The following is a 25986-nucleotide window of genomic DNA, read 5'->3' as shown; positions in this document are numbered from 1 at the left end:
AGGAATTCAATTGTTTGGATGACGATACCGGGAGGGAAATGCATGGCAGAACAGAAAAATGTACGACCGCTGTTGATCGAGAGTTTTAAAGCGCTGCTTCCCCAGTATCCATTTGAAAAAATCACCGTACAGATGATTGCCGAAGATGCCGGCGTGAAGCGGGCGACATTCTACAATCATTTTCTGGACAAATATGAATTGTTTTCGGTGATTCTGGAGGAGGAGCTGTTCCAGGCGATACATACGATGATGGAGGCGGATATGGAAAGGGAAGCGCTGAAGATGATCTTCAGTTATTTTGAAAAGAACCGGGATTTTTATAAGCAGGCGTTCCAAGTGCGTGGACAGAACTCCTTTGAAGCAGTCCTCGAGGAAAAGATGCAGCTTTTCTACCGTAAAGTGTATGAAAAGCACGGCTTGAACCTGGATGCGAATTTATCGGCGCTCACACAGACGGTGGTCGAGAGGTACCATGCTTCGGGACTTGTATATATTTTGGAGAAATGGATCACTGAAGAATCGGCGACACCAGCTGGTGAAGTTTTTGAAGCATATGTCTACCTGATATCCAACTCGATATTGGATTTGACGGCGGATGAGTGAATGCCGTTTAAATCTTCGTGCAGTGATGGTAAAGTGGATATAATACTTGAAAAGGAAGATGACTATGGGTTTATATGAATACCGCACCACGGTGCCTGAATCATGGCTCGATTACAACGGACACATGAATGACGGCCAGTACAGCCGTGCATTCAGTGACGCCGGCCTCGAATGGATGTCACATCTCGGGCTCAGCGCGGAGAAAGTGAAGGAGCTGTCTTTCACAATCTTCACTCTGGAGAACCATATCGTGTACCAGAACGAAGTGTTTGCCGGTGAAGAGATTACAATCAAAATCAGGATATATGACTTTGATGCGAAGCGTCTGCATGTCTTCATGACACTGCATAATGAGCAGGATGCACAGTGTGCCACTTATGAAGTGATGTACATGGGCATGGATACCAAAACGGGCCGTCCGGGCGAGTTTCCGGCATCACTTGATAAGGCTGTCAAAGATTATTATGAGGCCCAGGGTGAAATGGATCAGCCGAAGGAAATCGGCCGTACGATCGGAATCAGGAAATGACTGCCGTCTGAGGCGGTCTTTTTTTATTGAAAGGGGATATTGGATATGGATATTAAAAATTGGAAAAGTGAACTGCCTGTTTCCGGCATTCAGAAAATCGTGCCTGTCAGGGGCGGGGATGTCAATGATGCCTACCGTGTCGATACGGATGAAGATTCTTGTTTCCTCCTTGTACAGCCCGGACGCGGCCCTGATTTCTATGCAGCGGAAATCAGGGGCCTGAAACTCATGGTCGAAGCGGGGATCACCGTGCCTGGAGTGCTCGCAGACGGACGGGTGGGGGATGATGCCTATCTTCTGCTGGAATATCTGGAGGAGGGGACGGGCAGCCAGCGGGATCTCGGACATATGGTTGCCAAAATGCATAAAAGCCATCACAAGGATGGCCTGTTCGGCTTCGATCTGCCGCATGAAGGCGGAGATATCCATTTTGCTGCCGGCTGGACAACTTCCTGGAAGCAGTTGTTCCTTGAAAACAGGATGATGCCGCTCCGTGACCGTCTGGCGGCACTTGGATTATGGGATGAAAGTGACCTGCAGATGTACGCTGAAGTCCATGAAGTGATGGAGGACACACTCATCAGCCATCAAAGCGCGCCGTCGCTGCTGCACGGCGACCTGTGGGCGGGGAATTATATGTTTCTTTCAGACGGGCGGCCGGCGTTGTTCGATCCCTCACCATTGTACGGCGACCGTGAATTCGACCTCGGTGCAACAACGGTGTTCGGCGGCTTCAGTGAAGATTTTTATGCCGCTTATGACGAAAAATATCCGCTCACCAGCGGGGCATGGGAGCGGATAAGGTTTTATAAGTTGTATTTGCTGATGGTGCATCTCGTGAAGTTCGGCTCTGTTTATGCCGGAAGCGTCAATGAGAAGATGGGTGATATTCTGGACGAGAGATGACTCTAGTTCTTGAACAGGCGTGAAAATGAAGCGGGTGCCGTGGATTCGAACCGGACATATTCGTCCGTCGCCGGATGTTTGAATTCAAGCGCCTGTGCATGCAGTCCCATCCTTTTGATCGGATTCGTCTGTGCGCCGTATTTCTTATCACGGACGATCGGATGGCCGATGTCCTGCATATGCACCCGGACCTGGTTCTTGCGTCCGGTCTCAAGGTTCACCTGGAGCAGTGAGAAGTTATTATTTGATTTCAGCACTTTGTAGTGTGTGATCGCTTTTTTGCCTTTTTCGGGATTCTGGCTGGAGCGCATGATCAGTGCCTTGTTTTCCGAAAGCCATGAAGTGACGGTGCCGCCTTTTTCGACTTTCCCTTCGACAAGTGCGATGTACGTACGTTCTGAAACGATGCTGCCCCAATCATTCTGCAGCTTCTGCTGGACCTGTTTGTTCTTTGCGAATATCATCACACCCGATGTATCCCGGTCCAGGCGGTGCACTATAAAAATGCGGTTCTTCGGATGAAGCGTCTGAAGATAATCGGACAGCTGGCGGAATGCGGTCATCTGCTTTTCCGTTTCGGATGCGATGGACAGAAGACCCGCTTCTTTATCGATGACGATGATGTCCCGATCTTCATGCAGGATCTTCAAGCCCCTGATCTTTGCATCATGCTTCCCTGTGCGCGTTTCGATCTCCACGCGGTCACCCGGTTCCAGCATATCGTTGAACTGGGTCGTGGCCCGGCCGTTCACGCTCACCTGGCCGCGGCCGAGGATGCCTTTTACGGCTTTACGGCTCCGTGCGGGCATCTTTTCAAACAAATACTCCAGCAGTTCTGTGGGTTCCTCGACGATCCATTCCGCCTCGGGTTTATTTATGACATTTCTTTTTTTCATTATACTTCCTCCATATCGTTTTCCTTCAAATACCGGTTTCCATTACAAGAGAAAGTGTTCAATACTTCCACAGTCGGTCATGATATTGTAATTCCTATTCTACTACATCAATGTATCATTCATCACTTAATGTTTTGTCATTTCCGTTGATTTTCACCCGGATCAGATATATCCGCTTAAAATCTCCTCGGTTTGAGCCTTCAGCTTTCGTCTCGCTTCATGGTCGTAAGCCTGTCCCAGAGCCTTTGAACGGCGTCTTCCGTCATAGAATTCCCCCGTGACACCTTCCGTATCTTCAGAGGCCGCAAGGGACACGAGCGCATCGAGCCCTTCTTCCACCGATGACTGCGAACGTCCGAAATGCTCATTCACCATATTCGTCTCCATAAGTGTGGCGGGGTGGATGGCATTGACCGTGATTCCGGCGCCGTCCAACTCTTCAGCCAGATCGAAAGTGAACATGATCAGGGCGAGCTTGCTCCTTGAATATGCGAGGAACCCGTCGTATCGATGCTCGATGTTGAGGTCGTCAAAATCGATTTCAGCCTGGCCGATGGATGCGACATTGACGATTCTTGAACCCTTTTTCAATAAAGGCCGAAGCTTCCTCGTGAAGAGCACCTGTGCGAGATAGTTCACCGCCCAGATCTCTTCAAAGCCGTCCCGACTCGTGCCGCGCCTGCCGCCTGACTTCGGTCCGCCGCCGATGCCTGCATTGTTGATCAGTATGTCGATATGGTCTTCGCCGTCGAGTATCTCTTCTGAGACCTGTGAGACGGAGTCGAGTGAGGAGAAGTCCCCGTTGTAATATTTCAGGTCCGTATTGCCGGTGGCGTCTTCGATCTCTTCCAGTACACGTCTGCCTTTATCTTCGTTCCTGCCGTGCAGGCGTACTGCTGCACCTTTCCCTGCAAACCATCGTGCTGCCGCTTTGCCGAGTCCGTCTGTTGCGCCGGTGATCAAAACTGTGCATTCCGATAATTGTTTCATAAGCATCCCCTTTCGAAGATAATATATGATCGTCTTTATGATTTTTTCTGCCGGCGGATATAGCTGACCAAAACTGGTGCTTCATCATTCACGAATTCATTGAAGAATCCGTATGCATATTCGTCGGTCGTATCGATCTCCAGGTTGATATGTTCATAGCCATCCTCCCGAAGCTTATCCAGTGTGTGCCTGAAAGCTGAAGTGAGGCGCTGTTTTGCATCAGCATCTGAATAATAAATGTAGCCGACATCCCTGGAGTTATCTTCATCTCCGTAAATGAGCATATAGGCGGTGACTGCCTCATCCTCATCATGGATGACGATGGAATTTTCAAGATCAAGGTCGTCGGTGATGAGGTCCTTCCATTCAGCAAGTGTCATCCCCCTCAGCGGGATGGTGTCATGGACGGATTCATACACTTTCCTGGAGAGGTCGAGCAGGCTTTCGGTCATTTCAAATGACTGCTCCCCCTCGTATGATTTTGTTTCATCGACAGTGTAATGGCTGACCATTTCACTGATCTCCACTTCAGCTTCGTAAGTCTTCCTGAACTCTTCGAAATCATGTGTAGTGATCAGCTTTTCGTATAGGTCATGGTTCCGGTGGATTTCCAGGATGATGTCCGACAGCGGCAGGGTGGACTTCAATTTTTCGTACATTTCCACAATTGTCTCCGCATCCACACTCTGATCCAGCACTGCAAATCGCAGGTACGGTGCAGAGGGGTGGTAAGGGTTGAGGGAATAATACAGGTAGGCGAGTATTCCCTCCTCCCCCTCACACGTCACACCGTGCCCGGATGAAAGGTAATTCGGCATTATATTTTTTTTCTGCAGATACGCAGAGATATTTTCATGAAGAATGATTTTCATGGTGGCCTCCATGTCTTTATTTTTAAGGAATATTGGTTCAATTATAGAGTATATCAGGCCAATTTTATAGCAATAAATTGTATGAATTTTGAATATCTATGAGATTTTCTGCAAGACTGTGACATTTTGATCAAGATTGAGATATTAAAATCTTGGAAGAGGGCTGTTTATTTTACAGGTTTTGGGATGAATATCATGTGAGTTTGAAGGAAAACTATAAAAAAGATTAATAAAAAAACGTTAGTTACAGAATCACCCCCCGACCTGGGAGGCCGGGGGGTGGTGTCAGTGTCATTCAATTAGATCCTGCGATTACTTCATCCACTTCTGAAACGAGCTCCCTGAAAAGTTCCGCCGCCTCCCCGTCACGGGAGAGCCTCACGCCCTGGCCGCTCCAGAGATGCAGCAAATCGCTTCTGCCGGATTTCGCCGCTTCTGCCCGCATCTTTTTCGTAACCTGGTTTTGGAACGGGTAGGGCAGTATGTCCGCTTCATATACTTCCATGTCTTCTATGAATTCATTCCTCAGGCCCCTCGCATATTTACCGCTGAAGACATTCGTCAGCACGGTGTCCGCTTCTTCACTGGCGAGTATGACATTCTTATGGATGTCCGGGGCTGCACTTTCCTCCGTCGTGAGGAATGCCGTGCCGAGCTGTGCGGCATCCGCACCGAGTATCAGGCTTGCATAGATGCCGCGGCCGTCCATGATGCCTCCTGCGGCAATCACCGGTATATCCACCGCATCCGCCGCCTGGGGCACGAGTGCCATCGTCCCGACATTGGAATCGAGCGCATTCTTCAGGAAGGACCCCCTGTGGCCGCCCGCTTCAAAGCCCTGGACGACGACCATATCCATGCCGGCCTGTGCATTGATCACGGCTTCTTCCACGGTGGTGGCACAGCCGATGAGTGTCATGCCGGCTGCTTGCAGTTTCTTTATCACCAACGTTTCCGGTATGCCGAAGGTGAAGCTGCATATCTTCACTCCGGATTCTATGATGATGTCGATCAGGCGGAGGAACGTATCATCCCTTGAGACGGTCGGATCATCCGGGGTGATGCCGAGCGCCTCATCGTAGGGGGAGAGTATTTCCTTCATATGTTCAATCTGCGTAATCGTCACTTCATTGTATTCGGGGACGAAAAGGTTCACCGCAAACGGTTTGTCGGTGAGCGCCTGCGTATCTTCGATATCCCGGCGCAGTTTTTCCGGGGTGTAGTACCCTGCGCCTATGCTGCCGAGCCCGCCCTGGTTGGCGACCGCCGCGACGAGTTCAGGCGTGGTCGAGCCGGCCATCGGTGCCTGGATAATCGGATACCGGATATTTAGGATCTTTGTCACTTCCGTCTGATGCCACATAATATACCACCTCTTCATTAGGGTTGCGAATGTAATAATGCACTTCAATATTACCACGTCGCCGGGGTTTTGAAAGCGATATTATTATTTCGACTATTGAAATGGTTATGATAAAATGGTGGGGAATACAAGATAAAGGAGACTCATAATGGATAAACAACTGACATTGATGAAAAGTTTGACGGATGCTCACGGCATCTCAGGATTTGAATATGATGTAAAAAGGCTCATGAAAGAGTACCTCGAGCCGGTGAGTGATGAGATTGTGACAGACAACCTCGGCAGCATCTACGGCAAACGCAAGTCCTCAGGCAATAAAACGATCCTGATCGGCGGCCATCTGGACGAGATCGGCTTCATGGTGACCGAGATCGACGATAACGGCTTCATCAAATTCACTCCGATCGGCGGCTGGTGGAACCAGGTCATGCTGTCGCAGCGCATGAACGTCATCACGGACGACGGGGTCCTCACAGGCGTCATCGGTTCAAAACCGCCGCATGCACTCTCACCGGAAGAGCGCAAGAAGCCGGTTGAAATCAAAAACATGTTCATCGATATCGGTGTTGCGGATAAAGAGGAGGCGCTGAAGGCAGGCGTGAAGCCGGGTGACCAGATCACACCGCATATGGAATTCACGGAGATGGCGAACAAGAACTACCTTCTTGCAAAAGCATGGGATAACCGCATGGGCTGTGTGGTCGCCGTTGAAGTGCTCCAGAACCTTGAAGGCGAAGACCTCGGCATCGACGTCGTAAGCGGTGCGACCGTCCAGGAGGAAGTGGGACTGCGCGGTGCGAAGACTTCAGCGAATACGGTGAAGCCGGACCTTGCGATCTCCGTCGACGTCGGCATCGCGTGGGACACACCGGGAATGAAACCGGAAAACGGACAGGGTAAACTCGGTGACGGCCCGCTGATCGTCCTGATGGATGCATCCAATATCGGCCATGTCGGCTTCCGCCGCCATATCCAGAAAGTTGCAGAAGAGAACGGCATCCCGTTCCAGTTCCAGGCGGTGCCGGGCGGCGGTACGGACTCAGGCGGCTTCCATGTTGCAAATGAAGGTGTACCTTCCGTTAACATCGGCGTGCCTTTGAGGTACATGCACTCCAACGTCTCCATCCTGCATAAGGAAGATGTGAACAATGCGGTCAAACTCATCACGGCGATCGTCAAGTCGCTGGATGACGAAGCGGTGGAGAACATCATTTGGTAAGAGAGGTCATCACTTCAAAGGACAACCCGCGCATCAAGGAACTGCGCAAGCTGCATAAGAAGAAAGCGCGCAGCAGGACGGGCATGTTTTTAATCGACGGGGAACATATGGTGGAGGAGGCGGTCGGATCCGATCAGGTGATCCATCATATCATCGCGCTCGAGGATTACAGCTTCACTTTCGATGCCTCCCGCTTTGAAGTGATCCTTGTAAGCTTGCCGGTGATGAAGACGTTATCCCAGCTCGAAACGCCCCAGGGCATCATGGCGGCGGTCTCTTATGCCGCGCCTGAAGCGGCGGGGAATAAGGTCCTTGTGCTGGATGATGTGCAGGACCCCGGCAACTTCGGCAGCCTCATCCGCACAGCGGATGCTTTCGGGTTCGACCGGGTGGTGGCGTCCCCGGGTACGGTGGATCCTTTCAGCGATAAAGTGCTCCGCAGCGCCCAGGGCAGCACATTCCACGTTAGCGTCGAAGTCGCTGATATCAAATCCGTCATTGAGAGCTTCCAGGGACTCTCCATCGGTACGAGCCTCGCACAGGCGGACTACCTGGACGATGTTGTGCAACAGGACCCGCTGCTCATCGTACTCGGCAATGAAGGCCGGGGTGTGAGTGAGGAAGTGCTGGATCTCGTCGACCGCAAGGTGAAAATCCATATGCCCGGCCGTTCGGAAAGTCTGAACGTGGCGATCGCAGGCGGCATCTTCATGCACCATTTCAAAGCGCTGAAATGATTCTGGAGACGTCATGGCTTCACGGTCATGGGGTCTTCATTCTTATAAATACCGGGTTGTATAAATAATATGCCTGCAGTTGGGGTAAACAGATGTTAACAACAGTTATTTATGATCATTGAGGAGGGTGACTATGAAGAAGTATCTTTTGGCCGGCGGACTGGCATCGATCCTGGTGCTTGGCGCATGCGGCGGGGAGGAAGAACCCGAAATGAGCGATGACGCCGTGGACACGGATCAGGAAGTGGAACAGGACGGCACGGCGATCGATGCGGATAACGGTGAAGAAGAGTCTGGAGATGACAGTTCCGACCGTCAGGAAAGCCTTGGCGAAGAGTCGGATGTGGATGAAGCAGAATCGGAATAGCATTTGTATGATGACAACAACCATTTAGGAGGATTATGATGAAGAAGTTTTTACTGGCCGGAGGTCTGGCTTCTGTATTAGTGCTCGGTGCATGCGGCGAGGATGAGCCGAACATCGGGGAAGATGAGGAACTCGGCGAGGATGCTGAAAATGTCGATCATGGCACAAGCGACCAGGATGAAGCGGATAATGAAACAGGCGAAGAAACACAGGACATTGATGAGGCCACCGGCGGCGAAACTGGTGAAGGCCAGTCCGAGGAAGAAGCGGAAGACGCCCAGTAGCGTCAGCCTTTTAAAATTTCGCGGAAGCTTGATTTTTTAATTTTTTGACTTATAATGATTCTATAAATGAAAATGCAGGCTTCACATGAAGACAGGAATAAATGATCCCGGCATTTACCACCAGGGAGCACGGTACACGACTGGAAGACCGTGCGGTAAATGGGATCAGGTTCACCTGACGGATGAAGTGACGGGTAAAACCCTTATCTTTTGAAGTGTCTGTATTTAGTCATGCAGAAAAATAGGTGGTACCGCGGAATCCCGTCCTTGATATTTCAAGGGCGGGTTTTTTTATTTTAAAGGAGTGGAAAAATGGATACATCACAAATGACACATATTCAGGATGAATTCGACGTGTCGCTTGAGACCGTTGAAGATGCAAGAAGCCTCCAGGACCTCAAAGTCCGGTATCTTGGTAAAAAAGGCAGAGTGACGGGCCTGATGAAGGAGATGAAGAATCTTTCGAATGAGGAGCGTCCGGCCTACGGCCAGAAAGTCAATGAACTGCGCCGTAACATCGAGGCATCGATCGAGGAGAAGAGTGCGGAAATCGAGGCGGCCGCACTTGAAGAGAGATTGAAGAATGAAACGATCGACGTGACCCTGCCGGGCAGAAAGTTCAACATCGGCTCCCAGCATCCGATCTCACGGATCATCGAGGACATAGAGGACTTCTTCATCGGCCTCGGCTATGAGATACAGGAAGGCTATGAAGTGGAGACGGATTACTACAACTTCGAGGCGCTCAATCTTCCGAAATCCCATCCGGCGCGTGATATGCAGGATACGTTCTACATATCGGAGGAGATCCTGCTGAGGACGCACACCTCACCGGTGCAGGCACGTGTGCTTGAAGACCGTAAAGGCAAAGAAGCGGTGAAGATCATCTGTCCGGGCAAGGTCTACCGCCGTGACAGTGATGATGCGACGCACAGCCACCAGTTCACACAGATTGAAGGGCTGGTCGTCGATAAGAATATCCATATGAGCGACCTGAAAGGTACGCTCGAGCTGTTTGCCAAGGAGATTTTCGGCACAGAGCGTGAAATCCGCCTGCGCCCGAGCTTCTTCCCGTTCACTGAACCGAGTGTGGAAGTCGACATCTCCTGCTTCAAATGCAAGGGTGCGGGATGCAACGTATGCAAGCAGTCCGGCTGGATAGAAATACTCGGTGCCGGCATGGTTCACCCGAATGTGCTCAGGATGGCAGGTTATGATCCGGACGAGTACAGCGGTTTTGCATTCGGCATGGGTCCTGACAGGGTGGCGATGCTGCGCTACGGCATCGAGGATATCCGCCACCTGTATACGAATGACTTAAGGTTCATCAATCAGTTCAAACAGACGGAAGACGGAGGTGAAAACGTTGAAAGTATCTAAAGAGTGGTTAAGTGAATATATAGATGTGGAAGCGGACGTATATGAATTATCGGAGCGCATCACGCGTGGCGGCATCGAGGTGGATGACATCATCGATTATACGTCGGACATCAAAAACCTCGTCATCGGGCATGTCGAAGAGGTGAGGCAGCATCCGGATGCGGATAAGCTGAACCTGTGCCGGGTGAATACCGGGGACGAAGTGAAGCAGATCGTCTGCGGTGCAGATAACGTTGCAGCCGATACGTACGTCATCGTCTGCCAGGTCGGCGGAAGGCTGCCGGGCGGCATCAAGATCAAGAAGGCGAAGCTGCGGGGCGAAGTCTCGGAAGGGATGATCTGCTCACTCGATGAGATTGGCATACCAACCGATTACGTGCCGAAGGAATACCAGGACGGCATCTTCATCTTCAGTGAGGACCAGGAAGCGGGTGCACCGGCACTGCCTGCAGTCTACCTTGATGATGCGGTGATGGAGTTCGACCTCACCCCGAATAGGAAAGACGCACTGTCCATCATCGGGGCGGCCTACGAGACGAAGGCGCTGTACGGCGGAGATGTGGTGCATCCTTCAACGGACCTCACCGAGACGGGGGATCAAGTGGACGTCTCTGTACGCAATGAGGACAGTGAAGCGGTCCCTTACTATGCGCTCAGGGTCGTCAAGGACGTGGAAATAAAACCTGCGCCGACATGGATGCAGATCCGCCTGATCAAAGCGGGCATCCGTCCGATCAACAACGTCGTCGATATCTCGAACTATGTCATGCTGGAATACGGCCAGCCGCTCCATATGTTCGACTATGACCAGCTCGGTTCGAAGGAGATTGTGACGCGGTTCGCTGAAGAGGGCGAGAAGATGACGACGCTCGATGGTAAGGAACGCACGCTCAAGGGCAGCGACATCGTCATCACCAACGGCAAAGAGCCGGTCGCGCTTGCAGGTGTCATGGGCGGCGACTTCTCCGAAGTGACGGAGGAGACGACGAACGTCATCATCGAATCTGCAGTATTTAATCCGGTGTCCATCCGGAAGACGAGTGGCAGGCTGGATCTGCGGAGTGAAGCGAGCAGCCGTTTTGAAAAGGGTGTTTCCCACGAATTCGTCCTCCCGGCACTGGAGCGGGCGGCATATCTGCTTGAAACATATGCAGGGGGCAAAGTGCAGCTCGGTTACAATTCCGATGGTGCACTCGACACCAGTGATTCGATCATCAAAACGTCAAGGGACTTCATCAACAACAGGCTCGGCATGCACCTTGAAACGTCCGAAATTGAAGAGACACTCTCAAAACTCGGCCTTGAGACCGTGGTGAGCGGTGACGATCTTGAAATTCATGTGCCGTCACGCCGGGACGACCTCCAGATTCCGGAAGACATCACAGAGGAAGTGGCAAGGATATATGGCTATGATGCACTGCCGTCCTCACTCCCGAAATTTGAGACGATCACACCGGGCAGGCTGACCGACGAACAGGAGAAACACCGCATCATCCGCCATCAGCTGGAGTCGCTCGGTCTGTCGCAGTCCATCAACTATGCCCTGACGAGCAAGGAGAAGGCGACCCAGTTCACGGAACGCAAGGAAGCCTTGCGTCTGATGATGCCGATGAGCGAGGATCGTGCGGTGCTCAGGAACAGCCTGGTGCCCCATCTTGTGGACAACGTGGTCTACAACACAAGCCGCCAGCAAAAAGACGTCCAGCTGTTCGAAACGGGCAGGATCTTTATTTCAAAAGGGCAGGATGTACAGCCTGAGGAAGTCGAGAAGCTTGCCGGTATCCTGACAGGCAGGATGAACAACACGGACTGGCTTGGCAGCCATGTGCCCGCCGATTTCTATGCGGCAAAAGGCATACTCGACAGTGTGTTTGAAAAACTCGGGCTGACTGACGATATCCATTATGTGCCATCGGAAGGGTATCCGGAGATGCATCCGGGACGTACGGCGGATATCACACTCGGAGGGGAATATATCGGGTTCGTCGGCGAGCTGCATCCGAAATACGAAAGAGACCATGATCTGGATCAGACGATCGTGTTCGAAGTGGATCTCGACGCGCTGCTTGCCGTGAAATCCGGCACCATTGAATACGAAGTGCTGCCGAAGTACCCGTCGGTCATAAGGGACATTGCGCTTGTCGCAGACAGAAACGTCACTGCAGGCACACTCGTCGATATCATCGAGAATGCGGCCAAGAAACATCTGATCGATGTGTATGTGTTCGACGTCTATGAAGGCGAGAACATTGAAGCGGATAAGAAATCCGTCGCGATCCGCCTCACTTACCTGAACAAGGAAGAGACGCTGACCGATGAAGCGGTTGAAGAAATCCATCAGCCGGTGCTCGAGGCGCTGAAAGATGAAGGATTTGCATTAAGAGGATAATAAAGAAAGCTGCGGGAGATTTGAATGTCTCCTGCAGCTTTTTATTTGGGGTTTTCTGATGGTCTCGATTATCTTTTTGATTTTTACAGATTTAATCGATTTTACGGGCTGTTTTCGATTATCTTACTGGTTTTCAGTGCACTTAATCGAATATGCCTCTCAATTTCGATTATCTCTTGAGATATTCAGGACTTAATCGAATATCGCTCCCCTCCGCAGGGTCCGCCGGCTACCTCAACAACGCCTGCACCTTCTCGCGTGTCTTGAAGTGCTTCTTCGTGAGATTGTCGACATAATCCATCCCGTGCTTTTTGGCAAGCCGTGCAGCAAAGGCATCGACCTGCTTGCTTGCACCCCGCGGCACCTTATCTTTCAGTGTCTGATCGAGGTTCGCCATCTGCTCCAGATACTTTGCCCGTGCAATGATGCTTGCGGCGGCGACGGCGAGGGATTTGCTCTCGGCCTTCGTCTCCTGGTGGATCTTTTCGATCATGAATGGATCCGGCACATATTTGTTGTAGGCATTCAGTGTGGTGAACTGGTCGATGACGATCTTCTCGATGTTGCCGCGTTCATCTTCTGCAAGCTTGTCATGGACATTCCTGATGCAGTGGTCATGGAGCACCGCCTTCAGCTTCACGATGTTCCATCCCTCATCTATCTTTTTGTTGTATGAGGGATTGTCAAGAACGACAAGTGAATAGGTGACCGTATGGATGAGGTCGCCGGCGATTTTAATCACCGTATTGTTCGAGAGGTTCTTCGAGTCTTTCACGCCGAGTTCCTTCAGAAGGGCAATCTTGTCTTTTGGCACGTATGCAGCACACACGGTCATCGGTCCGAAATAATCGCCGACGCCCGCTTCATCACTGCCTATGGTGTTATAATCATCATAATTCATATATCAAATTCCCTTTATCCTTTTCTAATTACTTTACTTGTGAAATCCATTCCCGATAAGTATAATAAATTAATGATAACATAATTGTAAACAGTTTGGATAAAGGAGGCGGAGACGCCATGACTGAATACAGGAACCGTATATATGTCGACATCTATGATCAGCAGTATACGATCATCGGCAGGGACGAACCTGAACATATCCGGCATGTCGCACATCTCGTCGACCAGAAAATGCGTGAAATCGGCTCAAAGAGTGCGGGCCTGGACACGACGAGGAAAGCAGTTTTAACGGCAGTGAATGTAATGGACGACTATGTGAAGCTGCAGCATAAGTATGAGGCGCTCTTGAAAGAGCAGTCTGAACATCAATCTGATCAAGGAAGAGACGTATGACTTTAATTCTTTTAATTTTACTTATAATCGGAATGATTGTCGGGTACCGCAGAGGTTTCATTCTGCAGTTCTTCCATCTCATGGGGACGCTTGCCGCGATCATCATCGCCGCACTGAACTACGGAACCCTCGCTGCCCGGCTGGATTTGATACTGCCGTATCCATCGACGACGGAGACGCTGTCGAATCCGATATTTCCATCCATTGCCAATGCAGAATATGCATACTATGACATGTCGGCATTCTTCATGATATTCATAGTCGCCAAAATACTGATCCAGCTGGTCATCAGCGCATTCGATTATTTTCAGCAGATTCCTGTATTCAATATTGTCGGGGAAGTGGTCGGCGCTGTCCTCGGACTGATCGAGACGGTTTATATTTTGGCCGTGATATTATTCATGCTGGCAATGATCCCTTTAGAATTTATCCAAACGCCTATTGAAGATTCGGGATTGGCCAATTTCATACTGGAACATACATTCATCCTCTCCGAAAGATTCATGGAGTGGTTACAAATCGAGTCATAGGGATATGGCTCTTTTTTTGGAGGAAATTATGACAAAAAAAGATATCATCAGATTACTTGAGAACATCGCAACATATATGGAACTCTCGCTTGAGAACCCGTTCAAGGTGTCGGCATACAGGAAAGCAGCACAGTCACTGGAGACCGACCCGAGGTCCCTTTCGGAAATCGATAAATTCATAGATATTAAAGGCATCGGCAAAGGCGTCAATGAGGTCATCGTCGAGTATGTGGAGAAGGGCGAATCGACGGTTTTCAAGGAGCTTCAGGAAAGTGTGCCGGCAGGTCTCGTACAGATGACAAAGATCCCGACGCTCGGCCCGAAGAAGATCGCTAAAATCTACAAAGAGCTCGGCATCGATACATTGGAAGGGCTGAAGAATGCCTGTGAGAATGAAGAGATCAGCGCGCTTTCCGGATTCGGCAAGAAGACGGAGGAGAACATCAGCAAGGCGATCGACGACATATTGATCCGGCCAGAAAGGTACGCCATCAACCAGATACTCAAATTCAGGGAGATCATAGAAAGTCATCTATCTGAAAGCGAACATGTCGAAAGGTTCGATGTGGCAGGAAGTGCACGCCGCATGAAGGAGACAAGCCGGGACATCGACTACATCGTGATATCCAAAGATCCGCAGGCATTCACCGAGGAGATCACTGAGGCGGATTTCGTCAAGGAAACCGTCGTCTCTGGTGATAAAAAACTTTCGATCATCATCGAGGACGACCTTCAGGAGATCAACGTCGATTTCCGTTTCGTCACTGAAGCAGAATATTACTCCACACTGCACCATTTCACCGGCTCCAAGGAGCATAACGTCAAGATGCGTCAAATCGCAAAAAAGCGTGATGAGAAAATCAGTGAGTACGGGGTCGAAAAGGACGGCGAGACGGTCACTTTCGATTCCGAGGCAGACTTCTACAACCACTTCGGGCTGGAGTACATCCCGCCCGCAATGCGCGAAACGGGTGAAGAGACCGAACTTGATGTCGGTGATATCGTGACACTTGAAGACATCAAAGGCGATATCCATATGCACACCGTGTACAGCGACGGTGCATTCTCCATACGCGAGATGGTCGAGGCCTGCATCGAAAAAGGTTATGGCTACATCGTCATCACCGACCACTCCAAAAGCCTCAGGGTCGCCAACGGACTGGATGAGAAGCGCCTGATAGCGCAGCTTGAGGAAATCAGGGCGATCAATGAGGAGTACGATGAGATCGATGTGTATTCGGGCACAGAGATGGATATACTGAAGGACGGCACACTGGATTATTCGGATGACATCCTGAAAGAGTTGGACTATGTCATTGCCGCGATCCATTCAAGCTTCCAGCAGACCGAGGAAGAAATCATGCACAGGCTTGAATCCGCCTGCCGCAATCCGTATGTGCGCCATATTGCGCATCCGACAGGCAGACTGATCGGCAGGCGTGAAGGCTATCCCATCGATATGGACAGGCTCATCAGCCTTGCCGCCGAGACCGGCACGGCGCTTGAAGTCAATGCGAACCCGATGAGGCTCGACCTCAGCGCGGAAGCGATCCGCCATAAGGATGTCATGCTGTCGGTCAATACGGATGCCCACCATACCGATCATCTGGATTTCATGAAGTATGGCGTGGCCACACTCCAAAAAGGGCTCATCCGTAAGGATCAGGTGATCAACACGATGACACGGGAGGATTTCCGGGAATTTATAAATAAGCAAAAATAGAGGTTTTAATATGAACGAAAGAACATTCAGGACACTCGAGTTCGATAAGATACTCTCACAGATGCAGAATCATGCCGTGAGTGAAAAGACGAAACAGGCGATCAACCACAGCCTGGTCTCCAATGATATAAACGCCGTGCGCACCATGATCGCCGAAGTGGATGATGCATCCACCATCCTCCGTTACCGCAACGTTGAAATGGCCGGTGTCACGGACATCAAAGGGCATGTCAACAGGGCGGTCATCGGCAGCATGTTATCGATCAGTGACTTCAACGCAATAAAAGGCATGCTTTTCAGAAAGCAGAGTCTGAATAAATTATTCGAAGAGTTCGAAAGCGATGAAGTGGAAGTCGGCCGGATTTCCCACTATATTTTGGGCCTGCCGGACATACACCACTTATATAAGAAGATTGCAGGCACTGTGGATGAGGCCGATGTACTGGATCATGCCTCGGATAACCTGCTCAGGATACGCAGAAGGATCAATTCTGAAGAAGGGAAGATACGGGAGAAGCTGAACGATTTGATCCGGGGCAGTCAGCAGCGGAAGCTCAGCGACGGCATCATCACGATGAGGAACAACCGCTATGTCGTTCCGGTCAAAGTGGAGCACCGGTCCGAATTCAACGGAATCGTCCATGACATGTCCCAGAGCGGACAGACGGTATATATGGAACCGATGGCAGTGGTGCAGATGACGAACCGCATCCAGAGCCTGAGGGACGAGGAAGCACTTGAAATCGAAAGGATACTGTACGATTTGAGTGCAAGGACCGCAGAAGTTGCAGACGAACTGACGATGACGGACGACAGCCTGCATCATCTGGATATGGTCTTTGCGAAAGCCAAATACGGCATGAGCATCGGTGCGACGAAACCTGAAATCAGCGATGCGCGGAGAATTTACCTGCCGGCATCTTTCCATCCGCTGATCGACAGCGAAGAGGTCGTCAAAAACGACATCATCGTGGATGAGGAGACGCAGGCCGTCATCATCACCGGACCGAATACGGGCGGTAAGACGGTCACCCTGAAGACGATCGGGCTGACCCAGCTGATGGCCCAGTCCGGCATTCCGGTCCCGGCAAGGGACGGCAGCATAGTGCCAGTGTTCAAAAAGATCTACAGTGATATCGGGGATGAACAGTCAATCGAACAGTCGCTTTCCACATTCTCCAGCCATCTGACGAATACGAAGGTGATCATCGACAATGCAGACGATGAGACGCTCGTACTGCTGGATGAGGTCGGGGCCGGAACGGACCCGGAAGAGGGTGCGGCGCTTGCGATCGGGATCATCGAAGACCTGCTCGCAAAACGTTCGACGCTGATAGCGACCACACATTATCCGCAGATCAAATCATTCAGCTACACCCGGGAAGATGTCGTCAATGCGAGTGTGGAGTTCGATGTCAGTACACTCTCCCCGACATACCGGCTTCTGATGGGGATCCCGGGGCGTTCCAACGCATTTGAGATCTCCAATAAGCTCGGCCTTTCCCCGTCCATCATAGAAAGGGCGAAAGAGCTCGTCAAATCGGATTCAAAAGATGTCAATGATATGATCACTGCACTTGAAAACCATACGACGAGTGCACGTGAGCATGAAGAGGAGACGGAAAAGCTGCTTGAGGATGCTAAGAAACTGCAGAATGAACTGAAGGTGCAGCACGAGCAGTATCAGGAGCACAAGGAGAAACTCTTCAAGGAAGCCCGCCATGAAGCGAACAGGCTCATCAGGCAGAGTGAGATGAAGGCAGAAGAAATCATCGATGAGCTCAATAAGATGAAGGCAGACGGTGCAAGAAACTTAGAAGAGCATGAAATCATCGAAAAGCGGAAAGGTCTGCGGGACAGCTATCATCAGGAATCGCTGAAGCAGCAGGTCGAGAATGAGAAGACCGAGAGTTTCGAACGGGGAGACAGTGTCGACGTCCTGTCATACGGTCAGAAAGGTGAAATACTTTCAATCGAAAAAGATGAAGCGATCGTCCAGATGGGCATCCTGAAGATGAACATCCCGCTCAAGGAACTGAAGAAACGGAAAAAAGAGAAGATCACCCGCCCGGTTGCGAGAAGGACCGGCAAGTCAATCGTGAAAAGCAGCCTCGACCTCAGGGGCAAGCGTTATGAAGAAGCGATGATGGAGCTCGACCGGTATCTGGACCAGGTGCTCCTCAGCAGCTACAGCCAGGTCGAGATCATCCACGGCAAGGGCACGGGAGCTCTCCAGAAAGGTGTGCAGCAGCACTTGAAACAGCATCCGAAAGTGAAGTCCTACAGAATGGGGCACCCGAATGAGGGCGGTTTCGGTGTGACGATAGTTGAAATGAAGTAGGTGACGGCTTGGATAACTTTGATATGCTGAAATTGGCAAAGGTGCTGATCGCAGTGGGCATAGTGATGTTTATTGCGGGAATAATCTATTTATTGTTTTTTGCATAAGCAATTCAATTGTGGAGTGAAGGACAATACGTTATAATCAATTTATAAATTGGAATTAATGGAGGTATATTAACATGGCATTATATGATGTGAACGATCAGAATTTTAAAGACGAAGTTGCTAACGGTGTAACATTAGTGGACTTCTGGGCAACTTGGTGTGGACCATGTAAAATGATTGCTCCAGTACTTGAAGAAGTTGCAGTTGAGGTTGAAGGCAAAGCAGACATCGCTAAACTCGATGTGGATGCCAACGGTGCCACTGCAAGTGAATATGAAGTTATGAGTATTCCAACTCTGATTCTTTTCAAAGATGGCGAACCTGTGGATAAAGTCGTCGGTTTCCAGCCGAAAGAACAGTTAGTTGCATTGATTGAAAAACACGCTTAATAATCTGAACCGCCAATATTGGCGGTTTTTTTGTACAGATAAGTTTAAAGAGGGATGAGTATGTCAGAATTAAAATTGAAACTCTCGGTGCTGCCGGCTGAACCGGGGTGCTATCTGATGAAGGACAAGTACGGGGAAATCCTCTACGTCGGCAAATCGAAAAATCTGCGGAACCGTGTAAGATCCTACTTCACAGGTGCGCACGATGAAAAAACGATGCGCCTCGTACGGGAGATCACGGACTTCGACTTCATCGTGACATCGACGGAAGTGGAGTCCCTGCTCCTTGAGCTGAACCTCATCAAGAAGCACTATCCGAGATACAACATTCTGTTGAAAGATGATAAGAGCTACCCGTTCATAAAGATCACGAAGGAAAAGCACCCGCGCCTCTTAGTGACGAGGACGGTCAAGCCGTCCACCGGCACTTATTTCGGCCCGTATCCGAACGCCTACAGTGCCTATGAGACGAAGAAGCTGCTCGACCGCATATATCCTCTCAGGAAATGCAACACGATGCCGGACAAACTGTGCCTGTATTATCATATCGGCCAGTGCCTCGGCCCGTGTGTCTTCAATGTGGAACAGGAGCAGTATGAAGAGATGAAAAGAGGGATCACGCGCTTTTTGAACGGCGAAACCGATGAAATCATGGACGATTTGAAGTCCAAGATGGAAACAGCAGCCGAAGCGCTCGAGTTCGAGAAAGCGAAGGAATACCGTGATCTGATGGGGCATATAGAAAATACGATGATGAAGCAGAAGATGATGACAGCGGACATGACGGCGCGCGATGTGTTCGGTTACAGTGTATCGAAGGGCTGGATGTCGGTCTCCGTCCTCCTCATCAGGAACGGCAATCTGATAGAGAAGAAGGCGGAACTGTTTCCGATCAATGATGATGTTGAGGAAGAGTTCTACCGTTTCATCGTCCAGTTCTACGACCTGAAATCGAATCTCCTGCCGAAGGAAGTCCATATGCCGAAAGAGTTCGACAAAGACATCATTTCGGAAATCATAGAAACAAAAGTCCTGCAGCCGGTGCGCGGCGCCAAAAAAGAGATGGTGGACCTTGCCAATAAAAATGCACGTATTGCCGTCGAAAATAAATTCGACATCATCGAACGCGATGAGAGAAGGACGGTCAAAGCGATCGAAGCACTCGGCGAAGCGCTGGATATCGAGACGCCGATACGCATAGAGGCATTCGACAACTCCAACATCCAGGGCGTCGACCCCGTCAGCGTCATGGTCTCTTTCGTCGACGGCAAACCGAGCAAGAAGGACTACAGGAAGTTCAAAATCAGGACCGTCGACAACATCGATGATTATGCATCCATGGCAGAGGCGGTCAGGAGAAGATATACGCGGGTGCTGAAAGAGGGGCTCCCGCTGCCGAACCTCATCATCGTGGATGGCGGTATCGGCCACATGAATACGGTGAAGTCGGTGCTGCTTGATGAGATGTCGCTCGACATCCCGGTTGCCGGCCTAGCCAAAAACGACAAGCACCAGACGGCTGAGCTGCTGTTCGGGGAGAATGCCGAAATCGTGCCGCTCAAGAAAAATTCACAGAGCTTTTACCTTCTGCAGCGCATACAGGATGAAGTGCACCGGTTTGCGATCAGTTTCCACAGGAATCTGCGCAGCAAATCACAGTCCATGTCGGTCCTCGATGGTATAGAAGGTGTCGGCCCGAAAAGGAAGCAGAAACTGTTGAAGCATTTCGGCTCGATCAAGCGGATGAAGGAAAAAGAAGTCAATGACTTCACTGAAATCGGCATCCCCAAAAAAGTGGCGGAGCACATTATAGAGAGTATTAAGTGACCAACCACGATTAAATTTTCACAATCTTTTAATAACATTGATGATATCCCCTCAAAGTGCCTTGATTTCTACTATCCATAAGCGTAAAATAGAGATTGTGAAAATGTAATGATAGTAGAGTTAGGGGGGAATTCAAGTGTCGAAACAAGATTCAAGTTTTTTAATACGCCGGATCCACTCGTTGCTTGGTGTTATTCCTCTGGGTGTGTTCTTAGTACAGCACCTGGTGGTTAACCACTTTGCAACAAGGGGTGAGGAAGCATTCAACCAAGCGGCCGGTTTCATGGGCAACTTACCATTTGTCATATTCCTGGAGGTCTTTGTGATTTACATCCCGATATTATTCCATGGGATTTATGGTATTTACATAGCTTTTACAGCCCAGTACAGATACGGTTATCCGAACACTTACCGTAACATCAACTTCCTGCTGCAAAGGGTGACGGGGGTTTTATCCTTCATATTCATAGCAATCCACGTGTATCAGACGAGGGTGCAGGTGTTCATGGGTGTGGATCTGGACTTTGACCTGGTGGCGGATATCGTTGAGAATCCATGGTGGCTCGTGTTCTATATCGTGGGAATCCTTGCGACCGTATACCATTTTGCAAACGGTTTATGGACCTTCATGATCACATGGGGCATCACGCAATCCGACAAATCCCAGAGGATCATGGGTTATATATCACTGATTGTATTCGTGATAGTGAGCGTCATCGGCATCCAGGCAATATTAGCGTTTATTTAATTAGAGGAGTGTAAAACATGGCGAACAATAAAATCATCGTCGTTGGCGGCGGTCTCGCCGGCCTTATGGCGACGATTAAAGCGGCAGAAACAGGTGCTGAAGTTGATTTGTTTTCAATCGTACCTGTGAAACGATCTCACTCTGTATGTGCCCAGGGCGGTATAAACGGCGCAGTGAACACAAAAGGTGAGGGCGATTCGACTGCCATACATTTTGACGACACGGTATACGGCGGAGACTTCCTGGCAAACCAGCCGCCTGTACAGGCAATGACAGACGCTGCGCCGGAAATCATCCACCTGCTTGACCGGATGGGTGTTACATTCAACAGGACACCTGAAGGCCTGCTGGACTTCAGACGTTTCGGCGGAACACTTTATCACAGGACGGCATTTGCCGGCGCCACGACCGGCCAGCAGCTGCTTTACGCACTGGATGAGCAGGTGCGGAGGTACGAAGTGGACGGCCTGGTCACGAAATATGAAGGCTGGGAATTCCTCGGCATCGTCCTTGATGATGAAGGCAAATCACGCGGGGTTTCCGCCCAGAAGATCGACAGCGGCGAAATCGAAACGTTCAAGTCGGATGCTGTCATCATGGCGACAGGCGGACCGGGAATCATTTTCGGTAAATCGACGAACTCCATGATCAATACAGGTTCGGCGGCTTCCATCGTTTATCAGCAGGGTGCAATCTATGCGAACGGTGAATTCATCCAAATCCACCCGACGGCGATCCCGGGTGACGATAAACTGCGCCTGATGAGTGAATCTGCGCGTGGTGAAGGCGGAAGGATCTGGACGTACAAAGACGGCAAGCCCTGGTATTTCCTCGAAGAGAAATATCCGGACTACGGTAACCTTGTACCCCGCGATATCGCGACAAGGGAAATCTTCGACGTCTGTGTCAACCAGAAACTCGGCATCAACGGCGAAAACATGGTCTACCTCGACCTGTCACATAAAGATCCAAAAGAGCTTGACATCAAGCTCGGCGGCATCATCGAAATTTACGAGAAGTTCACCGGAGACGATCCGCGTAAAGTTCCTATGAAGATTTTCCCGGCCGTGCATTATTCAATGGGCGGACTGTACGTGGATTACGACCAGATGACCAATATCCCGGGTCTGTTTGCAGCAGGTGAATGTGATTACTCACAGCACGGCGGCAACCGCCTCGGTGCCAACTCACTGTTGTCCGCCATCTACGGCGGCATGGTTGCAGGTCCAAAAGCAATCGACTATGTCAAAGGTCTCGAGACATCATACGAAGATCTTGACGAATCGATTTACGAGAAAGCGAAACAGGCTGAAGTGGAAAGATTCGAAAACATCCTGAACATGGACGGTGAAGAGAACGCCTACGTCATCCACAAGGAACTGGGTGAACTCATGACCGACAACGTCACTGTTGTACGTTATAACGACAAACTCGAAGAGACGGATAAAAAGATCGTCGAGTTGATGGATCGTTATAAAAACATCAGCATCAATGATACAAGGAAGTGGAGCAACCAGGCAGCATTCTTTACAAGACAGCTCTGGAACATGCTCGTTCTCGCGCGTGTGATCACGATCGGTGCACTCAACCGTAACGAGTCACGCGGTGCGCACTTCAAACCGGATTTCCCTGAACGTAATGACGAAGAATGGCTGAAGACGACAAAAGCCTACTTCGAGGGGGATTTCGAAGCACCGAGATTTGAATATGAAGATGTTGACGTCAGCCTGATCCCGCCTCGTAAACGTGACTATACTTCAAAATCCTCTGGAGGTGCCAAAAAATAATGGCTGAAAATAAAACTATAAAACTGTCCGTAAAAAGACAGGAGAATCCTGAATCGAGCCCGTATTGGGAAGATTTCGAAGTGCCTTACCGCGAAAATATGAACGTGATCAGCGCTTTGATGGAAATTCAGAGAAACCCTGTCAATGCCAAAGGCGATAAAACGACACCGGTGACATGGGACATGAGCTGCCTCGAAGAGGTGTGCGGTGCGTGTTCAATGGTGATCAACGGTACGGCGAGGCAGTCCTGTACTGCACTGATCGACCAGTACGAACAGCCGATCAAGCTTGAACCGATGTCCACATTCCCGATCGTAAAAGATTTGCAGATCGACCGTTCATTCATGTTCGACAGCCTGAAACGCGTTCAGGCCTGGGTTCCGATCGACGGTACTCATGACCTTGGACCAGGTCCGAGAATGCCTGAGAAAAAGCGTCAGACGGCTTATGAACTGTCAAAATGTATGACATGCGGCGTCTGCCTTGAAGTCTGCCCGAACGTCAACGACAATTCGAAATTCATGGGTGCGGCAGCAGTTTCCCAAGTCAGGTTGTTCAACTTGCATCCGACAGGCAGCATGAATAAAAACGAACGTCTCGATGCCCTGATGGGTGTCGGCGGGGTATCCGAGTGCGGCATGGCGCAAAACTGTGTTAAAGCTTGTCCGCAGGGCATTCCTTTGACCACTTCAATTGCAGCAATGCAGAGAGAAACAACTTTCCATGCATTCAAATCATTCTTCGGAAGTGACCACCAGGTGGATTGATCATATTTTAGGAAGAGCGTACAGCTCTTCCTATTTTTTTGTGCCCATTTAAGATATAATTAAAAGAAAATCAGAGTGAGGACTGGAATGAATGGCAGATAAAGATTTGATCATTTCCATAGAAAAATCTATCAGGTATATTTCAGTGCACGTGAGAGCTCATGGCCGTGAAATATTGAATGAATACGAAATATCCCCGCCGCAGTTTGTCGCGTTGCAGTGGGTCGGGGATAAGGAAGGCATTACGATCGGGGAACTGTCCAGCAGGATGTATCTGGCCCATTCCACAACCACCGATATCGTGGACAAACTCGAAAACCAGAATCTCGTCAAACGCTATAAATCCGAGAAAGACAAGCGTCTTGTGCTTGTCAAAATGGAGTCGAAAGGCAAAGAGGTCATACGTAAAGTGATTGATAAGCGGATTTCCTATATACGTGATATCACGGCACATCTGGATAAGGAAGAGATGGAGCTGCTTCCGGAATTGCTCGAGTCCATCCTGCGGGAAAGTGAAAAGAGGACGCATGGATAGGCCGATCGGAGTGATGGATTCAGGGGTCGGGGGGATGACCGTCGTAAGGGAGATCACGCGGCAGCTGCCGAACGAACGGATTTTGTACTTCGGGGACATCTCAAGATGTCCTTATGGCGAAAAGGATCTGGAGACGGTGAGGGCCTATACCATCCAGGTGGCGGAATATCTGGTGGCAAAGGACATTAAAATGCTTGTCATCGCCTGTAATACGGCAACGGCAGCGGCCCTGGAGATATTGAGGGAAAGACTGGAAATACCGGTCATCGGTGTGATCGGCCCCGGCGCAAGGAGTGCCATCCAGCACAGCCGCAATGGGAAAGTGCTCGTCCTTGCGACTTCCGGCACCGTCAAATCCAACGCATATCCGGACGCCATCAGGAGTCTGAACCACAATTTTGAAGTGACCAGCCAGGCATGCCCGGCCTTCGTGCCCCTGGTGGAGGAATTGCGCTACAAGGATGATATCGTCACCGGCATCGTCATCCACCAGGCACTGAAATCCCATATGCACAGTGATGCGGATACTGTGATATTGGGCTGTACGCATTATCCCCTGCTGAAGGAAAGCATCAGAAGATACTTTGACGGCAGGAAAGCGGTGATAGATTCCGGTTATGAAACGGCCCGTGAAGTCAGTTCGTTGCTGAACTACCAGAGGATCCTCAGGGCGCCTGAGGGTGAAGTCACGCACACGATATTAATCAACGGTGACAGCAGCCGTTTCAAATACATCCTGAGGGACTGGCTGCCGGAATTGAAGTATGACATGAAAGAAATAGAATTGAAGGTGTAGATATGACAGGAAAAATTGTGATCGCAACAGGGAATGCAGGAAAAATCAACGACTTCAAGGCCGTATTCAAAGGTTATGAAGTGGTCGGAATAAAAACACTCATACCGGATTTCGAAGTGGATGAAACGGCGGATACGTTCAGCGGCAATGCTGTGCTGAAATCCGAGGCGGCGTCACAGGCGCTCGGCCTGCCCGTGATCAGCGACGACTCAGGCCTGTCGGTCGATGCACTCGACGGGGCGCCGGGGATTTATTCGGCAAGGTATGCAGGTGAATATGCGACGGATGCAGAAAACAATGAAAAGCTGCTGAAAGAGATGGCCGGTGAGGCAGACAGGAAAGCACACTTCACGTGTGTCATAGCACTCAGCATACCCGGCGAGGAAACAAGGACTTACACGGGTGTATTGAAAGGGGAAATCCTCGAAGAACCGCACGGGACGGAAGGTTTCGGTTACGATCCTTTGTTCCTGACGGATGAGGGCGTCCACCTCGGAATGATTAACAGTGAGGAAAAAGGGGAAATCAGTCATAGAAGCAAGGCTTTGAAGCAATTGATGAATGATGAGGAAGTCTTTGAAAAATTAACTTCATATTAAAGGAGA

At 50.2% G+C, this 25986-nt stretch carries 25 protein-coding genes and 1 pseudogene; 21 read left to right on the top strand and 5 right to left on the bottom strand.

Annotated elements, in window-relative coordinates; all coding sequences use genetic code 11:
• The first annotated feature begins 42 nt into the window (after nucleotides 1-42).
• Genes CRN96_RS03535 through CRN96_RS03525 form a run of 3 tightly spaced genes read left to right on the top strand, consistent with a single transcriptional unit; the run spans nucleotide 43 to nucleotide 2038 of the window.
• On the top strand, nucleotides 43-603 hold the full coding sequence (locus CRN96_RS03535) for a TetR/AcrR family transcriptional regulator C-terminal domain-containing protein (protein WP_179647086.1): 561 nt from the start codon (nucleotides 43-45) through the stop codon (nucleotides 601-603).
• A gap of 58 nt (nucleotides 604-661) precedes the next feature.
• Nucleotides 662-1132 carry a thioesterase family protein gene (locus CRN96_RS03530; RefSeq protein WP_097039691.1) on the top strand — a complete coding sequence of 157 codons (471 nt, stop codon included), beginning with the start codon at nucleotides 662-664 and terminating at the stop codon, nucleotides 1130-1132.
• Between the two features lie 45 nt (nucleotides 1133-1177).
• Complete coding sequence (locus tag CRN96_RS03525; protein WP_097039199.1) at nucleotides 1178-2038, top strand: fructosamine kinase family protein; 861 nt, start codon at nucleotides 1178-1180, stop codon at nucleotides 2036-2038.
• Nucleotides 2039-2040: 2 nt separating this feature from the next.
• Here CRN96_RS03525 and CRN96_RS03520 read toward each other — a convergent pair whose 3' ends face one another.
• From CRN96_RS03520 to CRN96_RS03505, 4 genes are all read right to left on the bottom strand, one after another.
• Nucleotides 2041-2934, bottom strand: coding sequence for an RluA family pseudouridine synthase (locus CRN96_RS03520; protein WP_097039197.1), 894 nt, complete (start codon nucleotides 2932-2934; stop codon nucleotides 2041-2043).
• 162 nt (nucleotides 2935-3096) lie between these two features.
• Nucleotides 3097-3924 carry an SDR family NAD(P)-dependent oxidoreductase gene (locus tag CRN96_RS03515; RefSeq protein ID WP_097039195.1) on the bottom strand — a complete coding sequence of 276 codons (828 nt, stop codon included), beginning with the start codon at nucleotides 3922-3924 and terminating at the stop codon, nucleotides 3097-3099.
• 35 nt (nucleotides 3925-3959) lie between these two features.
• Entirely contained in the window at nucleotides 3960-4796 is an 837-nt protein-coding gene (locus tag CRN96_RS03510) for a hypothetical protein (protein WP_097039193.1), read from the bottom strand.
• A gap of 295 nt (nucleotides 4797-5091) precedes the next feature.
• Nucleotides 5092-6159, bottom strand: coding sequence for an NAD(P)H-dependent flavin oxidoreductase (locus CRN96_RS03505; RefSeq protein WP_097039191.1), 1068 nt, complete (start codon nucleotides 6157-6159; stop codon nucleotides 5092-5094).
• A 148-nt stretch (nucleotides 6160-6307) separates the two neighbouring features.
• Between CRN96_RS03505 and CRN96_RS03500 the strand changes: the two genes are divergently transcribed.
• From CRN96_RS03500 to pheT, 6 genes and pseudogenes are all read left to right on the top strand, one after another.
• Nucleotides 6308-7378 carry a M42 family metallopeptidase gene (locus CRN96_RS03500; RefSeq protein WP_097039189.1) on the top strand — a complete coding sequence of 357 codons (1071 nt, stop codon included), beginning with the start codon at nucleotides 6308-6310 and terminating at the stop codon, nucleotides 7376-7378.
• Nucleotides 7372-8115, top strand: coding sequence for a TrmH family RNA methyltransferase (locus CRN96_RS03495; RefSeq protein WP_245844530.1), 744 nt, complete (start codon nucleotides 7372-7374; stop codon nucleotides 8113-8115). The genes CRN96_RS03500 and CRN96_RS03495 overlap by 7 nt, the downstream gene beginning before the upstream one ends.
• Nucleotides 8116-8248: 133 nt before the next feature.
• Nucleotides 8249-8482, top strand: a complete 234-nt coding sequence (locus CRN96_RS03490) for a hypothetical protein (protein WP_179647085.1) — start codon at nucleotides 8249-8251, stop codon at nucleotides 8480-8482.
• 38 nt (nucleotides 8483-8520) lie between these two features.
• On the top strand, nucleotides 8521-8766 hold the full coding sequence (locus CRN96_RS03485) for a hypothetical protein (protein ID WP_097039186.1): 246 nt from the start codon (nucleotides 8521-8523) through the stop codon (nucleotides 8764-8766).
• Between the two features lie 375 nt (nucleotides 8767-9141).
• Nucleotides 9142-10146 (top strand): annotated as a pseudogene (pheS, locus tag CRN96_RS03480) (phenylalanine--tRNA ligase subunit alpha); the annotation flags it as partial.
• Nucleotides 10133-12535, top strand: a complete 2403-nt coding sequence (pheT, locus tag CRN96_RS03475; protein WP_097039182.1) for a phenylalanine--tRNA ligase subunit beta — start codon at nucleotides 10133-10135, stop codon at nucleotides 12533-12535. The pseudogene pheS and the gene pheT, both read left to right, overlap by 14 nt.
• A 229-nt stretch (nucleotides 12536-12764) precedes the next feature.
• On the opposite strand, the gene rnhC is transcribed toward pheT, so the two are convergent.
• Nucleotides 12765-13436, bottom strand: coding sequence for a ribonuclease HIII (gene rnhC, locus CRN96_RS03470; RefSeq protein ID WP_097039180.1), 672 nt, complete (start codon nucleotides 13434-13436; stop codon nucleotides 12765-12767).
• A gap of 119 nt (nucleotides 13437-13555) precedes the next feature.
• On the opposite strand from rnhC, the gene zapA reads away from it, so the two are divergent.
• From zapA to CRN96_RS03410, 12 genes are all read left to right on the top strand, one after another.
• Nucleotides 13556-13831, top strand: a complete 276-nt coding sequence (zapA, locus tag CRN96_RS03465) for a cell division protein ZapA (RefSeq protein ID WP_097039178.1) — start codon at nucleotides 13556-13558, stop codon at nucleotides 13829-13831.
• Nucleotides 13828-14361, top strand: a complete 534-nt coding sequence (locus CRN96_RS03460; protein WP_097039175.1) for a CvpA family protein — start codon at nucleotides 13828-13830, stop codon at nucleotides 14359-14361. The genes zapA and CRN96_RS03460 overlap by 4 nt, the downstream gene beginning before the upstream one ends.
• 28 nt (nucleotides 14362-14389) lie before the next feature.
• Complete coding sequence (gene polX / locus CRN96_RS03455) at nucleotides 14390-16084, top strand: DNA polymerase/3'-5' exonuclease PolX (RefSeq protein WP_097039173.1); 1695 nt, start codon at nucleotides 14390-14392, stop codon at nucleotides 16082-16084.
• 10 nt (nucleotides 16085-16094) lie between these two features.
• Nucleotides 16095-18425 carry an endonuclease MutS2 gene (locus CRN96_RS03450; protein WP_097039170.1) on the top strand — a complete coding sequence of 777 codons (2331 nt, stop codon included), beginning with the start codon at nucleotides 16095-16097 and terminating at the stop codon, nucleotides 18423-18425.
• A gap of 181 nt (nucleotides 18426-18606) precedes the next feature.
• Nucleotides 18607-18921, top strand: a complete 315-nt coding sequence (trxA, locus tag CRN96_RS03445) for a thioredoxin (RefSeq protein WP_097039168.1) — start codon at nucleotides 18607-18609, stop codon at nucleotides 18919-18921.
• A 60-nt stretch (nucleotides 18922-18981) separates the two neighbouring features.
• The gene (gene uvrC, locus CRN96_RS03440; protein WP_179647084.1) at nucleotides 18982-20748 is read left to right on the top strand and encodes an excinuclease ABC subunit UvrC; all 1767 of its coding nucleotides are present in this window, start codon (nucleotides 18982-18984) and stop codon (nucleotides 20746-20748) included.
• A gap of 136 nt (nucleotides 20749-20884) precedes the next feature.
• Nucleotides 20885-21496: a succinate dehydrogenase cytochrome b558 subunit gene (locus CRN96_RS03435; protein ID WP_097039164.1), complete on the top strand. Its 612-nt coding sequence runs from the start codon at nucleotides 20885-20887 to the stop codon at nucleotides 21494-21496.
• A 17-nt stretch (nucleotides 21497-21513) separates the two neighbouring features.
• Entirely contained in the window at nucleotides 21514-23283 is a 1770-nt protein-coding gene (sdhA, locus tag CRN96_RS03430) for a succinate dehydrogenase flavoprotein subunit (protein WP_097039162.1), read from the top strand.
• Entirely contained in the window at nucleotides 23283-24050 is a 768-nt protein-coding gene (gene sdhB / locus CRN96_RS03425; RefSeq protein ID WP_097039159.1) for a succinate dehydrogenase iron-sulfur subunit, read from the top strand. Before sdhA ends, sdhB begins: the two co-directional genes overlap by 1 nt.
• A 91-nt stretch (nucleotides 24051-24141) precedes the next feature.
• A complete protein-coding gene (locus CRN96_RS03420; RefSeq protein WP_097039157.1) occupies nucleotides 24142-24585 on the top strand; it encodes a MarR family winged helix-turn-helix transcriptional regulator in 444 nt (147 codons plus the stop codon).
• Nucleotides 24578-25381, top strand: a complete 804-nt coding sequence (gene racE / locus CRN96_RS03415) for a glutamate racemase (RefSeq protein ID WP_097039155.1) — start codon at nucleotides 24578-24580, stop codon at nucleotides 25379-25381. Before CRN96_RS03420 ends, racE begins: the two co-directional genes overlap by 8 nt.
• 2 nt (nucleotides 25382-25383) lie before the next feature.
• Nucleotides 25384-25980 (top strand): XTP/dITP diphosphatase, encoded by a 597-nt coding sequence (locus CRN96_RS03410; RefSeq protein ID WP_097039153.1) that lies wholly within the window; start codon nucleotides 25384-25386, stop codon nucleotides 25978-25980.
• The last annotated feature ends 6 nt before the right edge of the window (nucleotides 25981-25986 follow it).

The organism is Salinicoccus kekensis (assembly GCF_900220995.1).
GTDB lineage: Bacteria > Bacillota > Bacilli > Staphylococcales > Salinicoccaceae > Lacicoccus > Lacicoccus kekensis.
The sequence above is the reverse complement of the archived record's forward strand: the minus strand, read 5'-3'. Positions and strand labels throughout refer to the sequence as shown.

Bases quoted from the DNA above. Each gene is read 5' to 3' on its own strand.
- CRN96_RS03535 (WP_179647086.1), top strand. From the start codon at position 43: ATGGCAGAACAGAAAAATGTACGACCGCTGTTGATCGAGAGTTTTAAA.
- CRN96_RS03530 (WP_097039691.1), top strand. From the start codon at position 662: ATGACTATGGGTTTATATGAATACCGCACCACGGTGCCTGAATCATGG.
- CRN96_RS03525 (WP_097039199.1), top strand. From the start codon at position 1,178: ATGGATATTAAAAATTGGAAAAGTGAACTGCCTGTTTCCGGCATTCAG.
- CRN96_RS03520 (WP_097039197.1), bottom strand. From the start codon at position 2,934: ATGAAAAAAAGAAATGTCATAAATAAACCCGAGGCGGAATGGATCGTC.
- CRN96_RS03515 (WP_097039195.1), bottom strand. From the start codon at position 3,924: ATGAAACAATTATCGGAATGCACAGTTTTGATCACCGGCGCAACAGAC.
- CRN96_RS03510 (WP_097039193.1), bottom strand. From the start codon at position 4,796: ATGAAAATCATTCTTCATGAAAATATCTCTGCGTATCTGCAGAAAAAA.
- CRN96_RS03505 (WP_097039191.1), bottom strand. From the start codon at position 6,159: ATGTGGCATCAGACGGAAGTGACAAAGATCCTAAATATCCGGTATCCG.
- CRN96_RS03500 (WP_097039189.1), top strand. From the start codon at position 6,308: ATGGATAAACAACTGACATTGATGAAAAGTTTGACGGATGCTCACGGC.
- CRN96_RS03490 (WP_179647085.1), top strand. From the start codon at position 8,249: ATGAAGAAGTATCTTTTGGCCGGCGGACTGGCATCGATCCTGGTGCTT.
- CRN96_RS03485 (WP_097039186.1), top strand. From the start codon at position 8,521: ATGAAGAAGTTTTTACTGGCCGGAGGTCTGGCTTCTGTATTAGTGCTC.
- rnhC (WP_097039180.1), bottom strand. From the start codon at position 13,436: ATGAATTATGATGATTATAACACCATAGGCAGTGATGAAGCGGGCGTC.
- zapA (WP_097039178.1), top strand. From the start codon at position 13,556: ATGACTGAATACAGGAACCGTATATATGTCGACATCTATGATCAGCAG.
- CRN96_RS03460 (WP_097039175.1), top strand. From the start codon at position 13,828: ATGACTTTAATTCTTTTAATTTTACTTATAATCGGAATGATTGTCGGG.
- polX (WP_097039173.1), top strand. From the start codon at position 14,390: ATGACAAAAAAAGATATCATCAGATTACTTGAGAACATCGCAACATAT.
- CRN96_RS03450 (WP_097039170.1), top strand. From the start codon at position 16,095: ATGAACGAAAGAACATTCAGGACACTCGAGTTCGATAAGATACTCTCA.
- trxA (WP_097039168.1), top strand. From the start codon at position 18,607: ATGGCATTATATGATGTGAACGATCAGAATTTTAAAGACGAAGTTGCT.
- uvrC (WP_179647084.1), top strand. From the start codon at position 18,982: ATGTCAGAATTAAAATTGAAACTCTCGGTGCTGCCGGCTGAACCGGGG.
- sdhA (WP_097039162.1), top strand. From the start codon at position 21,514: ATGGCGAACAATAAAATCATCGTCGTTGGCGGCGGTCTCGCCGGCCTT.
- sdhB (WP_097039159.1), top strand. From the start codon at position 23,283: ATGGCTGAAAATAAAACTATAAAACTGTCCGTAAAAAGACAGGAGAAT.
- CRN96_RS03420 (WP_097039157.1), top strand. From the start codon at position 24,142: ATGGCAGATAAAGATTTGATCATTTCCATAGAAAAATCTATCAGGTAT.
- racE (WP_097039155.1), top strand. From the start codon at position 24,578: ATGGATAGGCCGATCGGAGTGATGGATTCAGGGGTCGGGGGGATGACC.
- CRN96_RS03410 (WP_097039153.1), top strand. From the start codon at position 25,384: ATGACAGGAAAAATTGTGATCGCAACAGGGAATGCAGGAAAAATCAAC.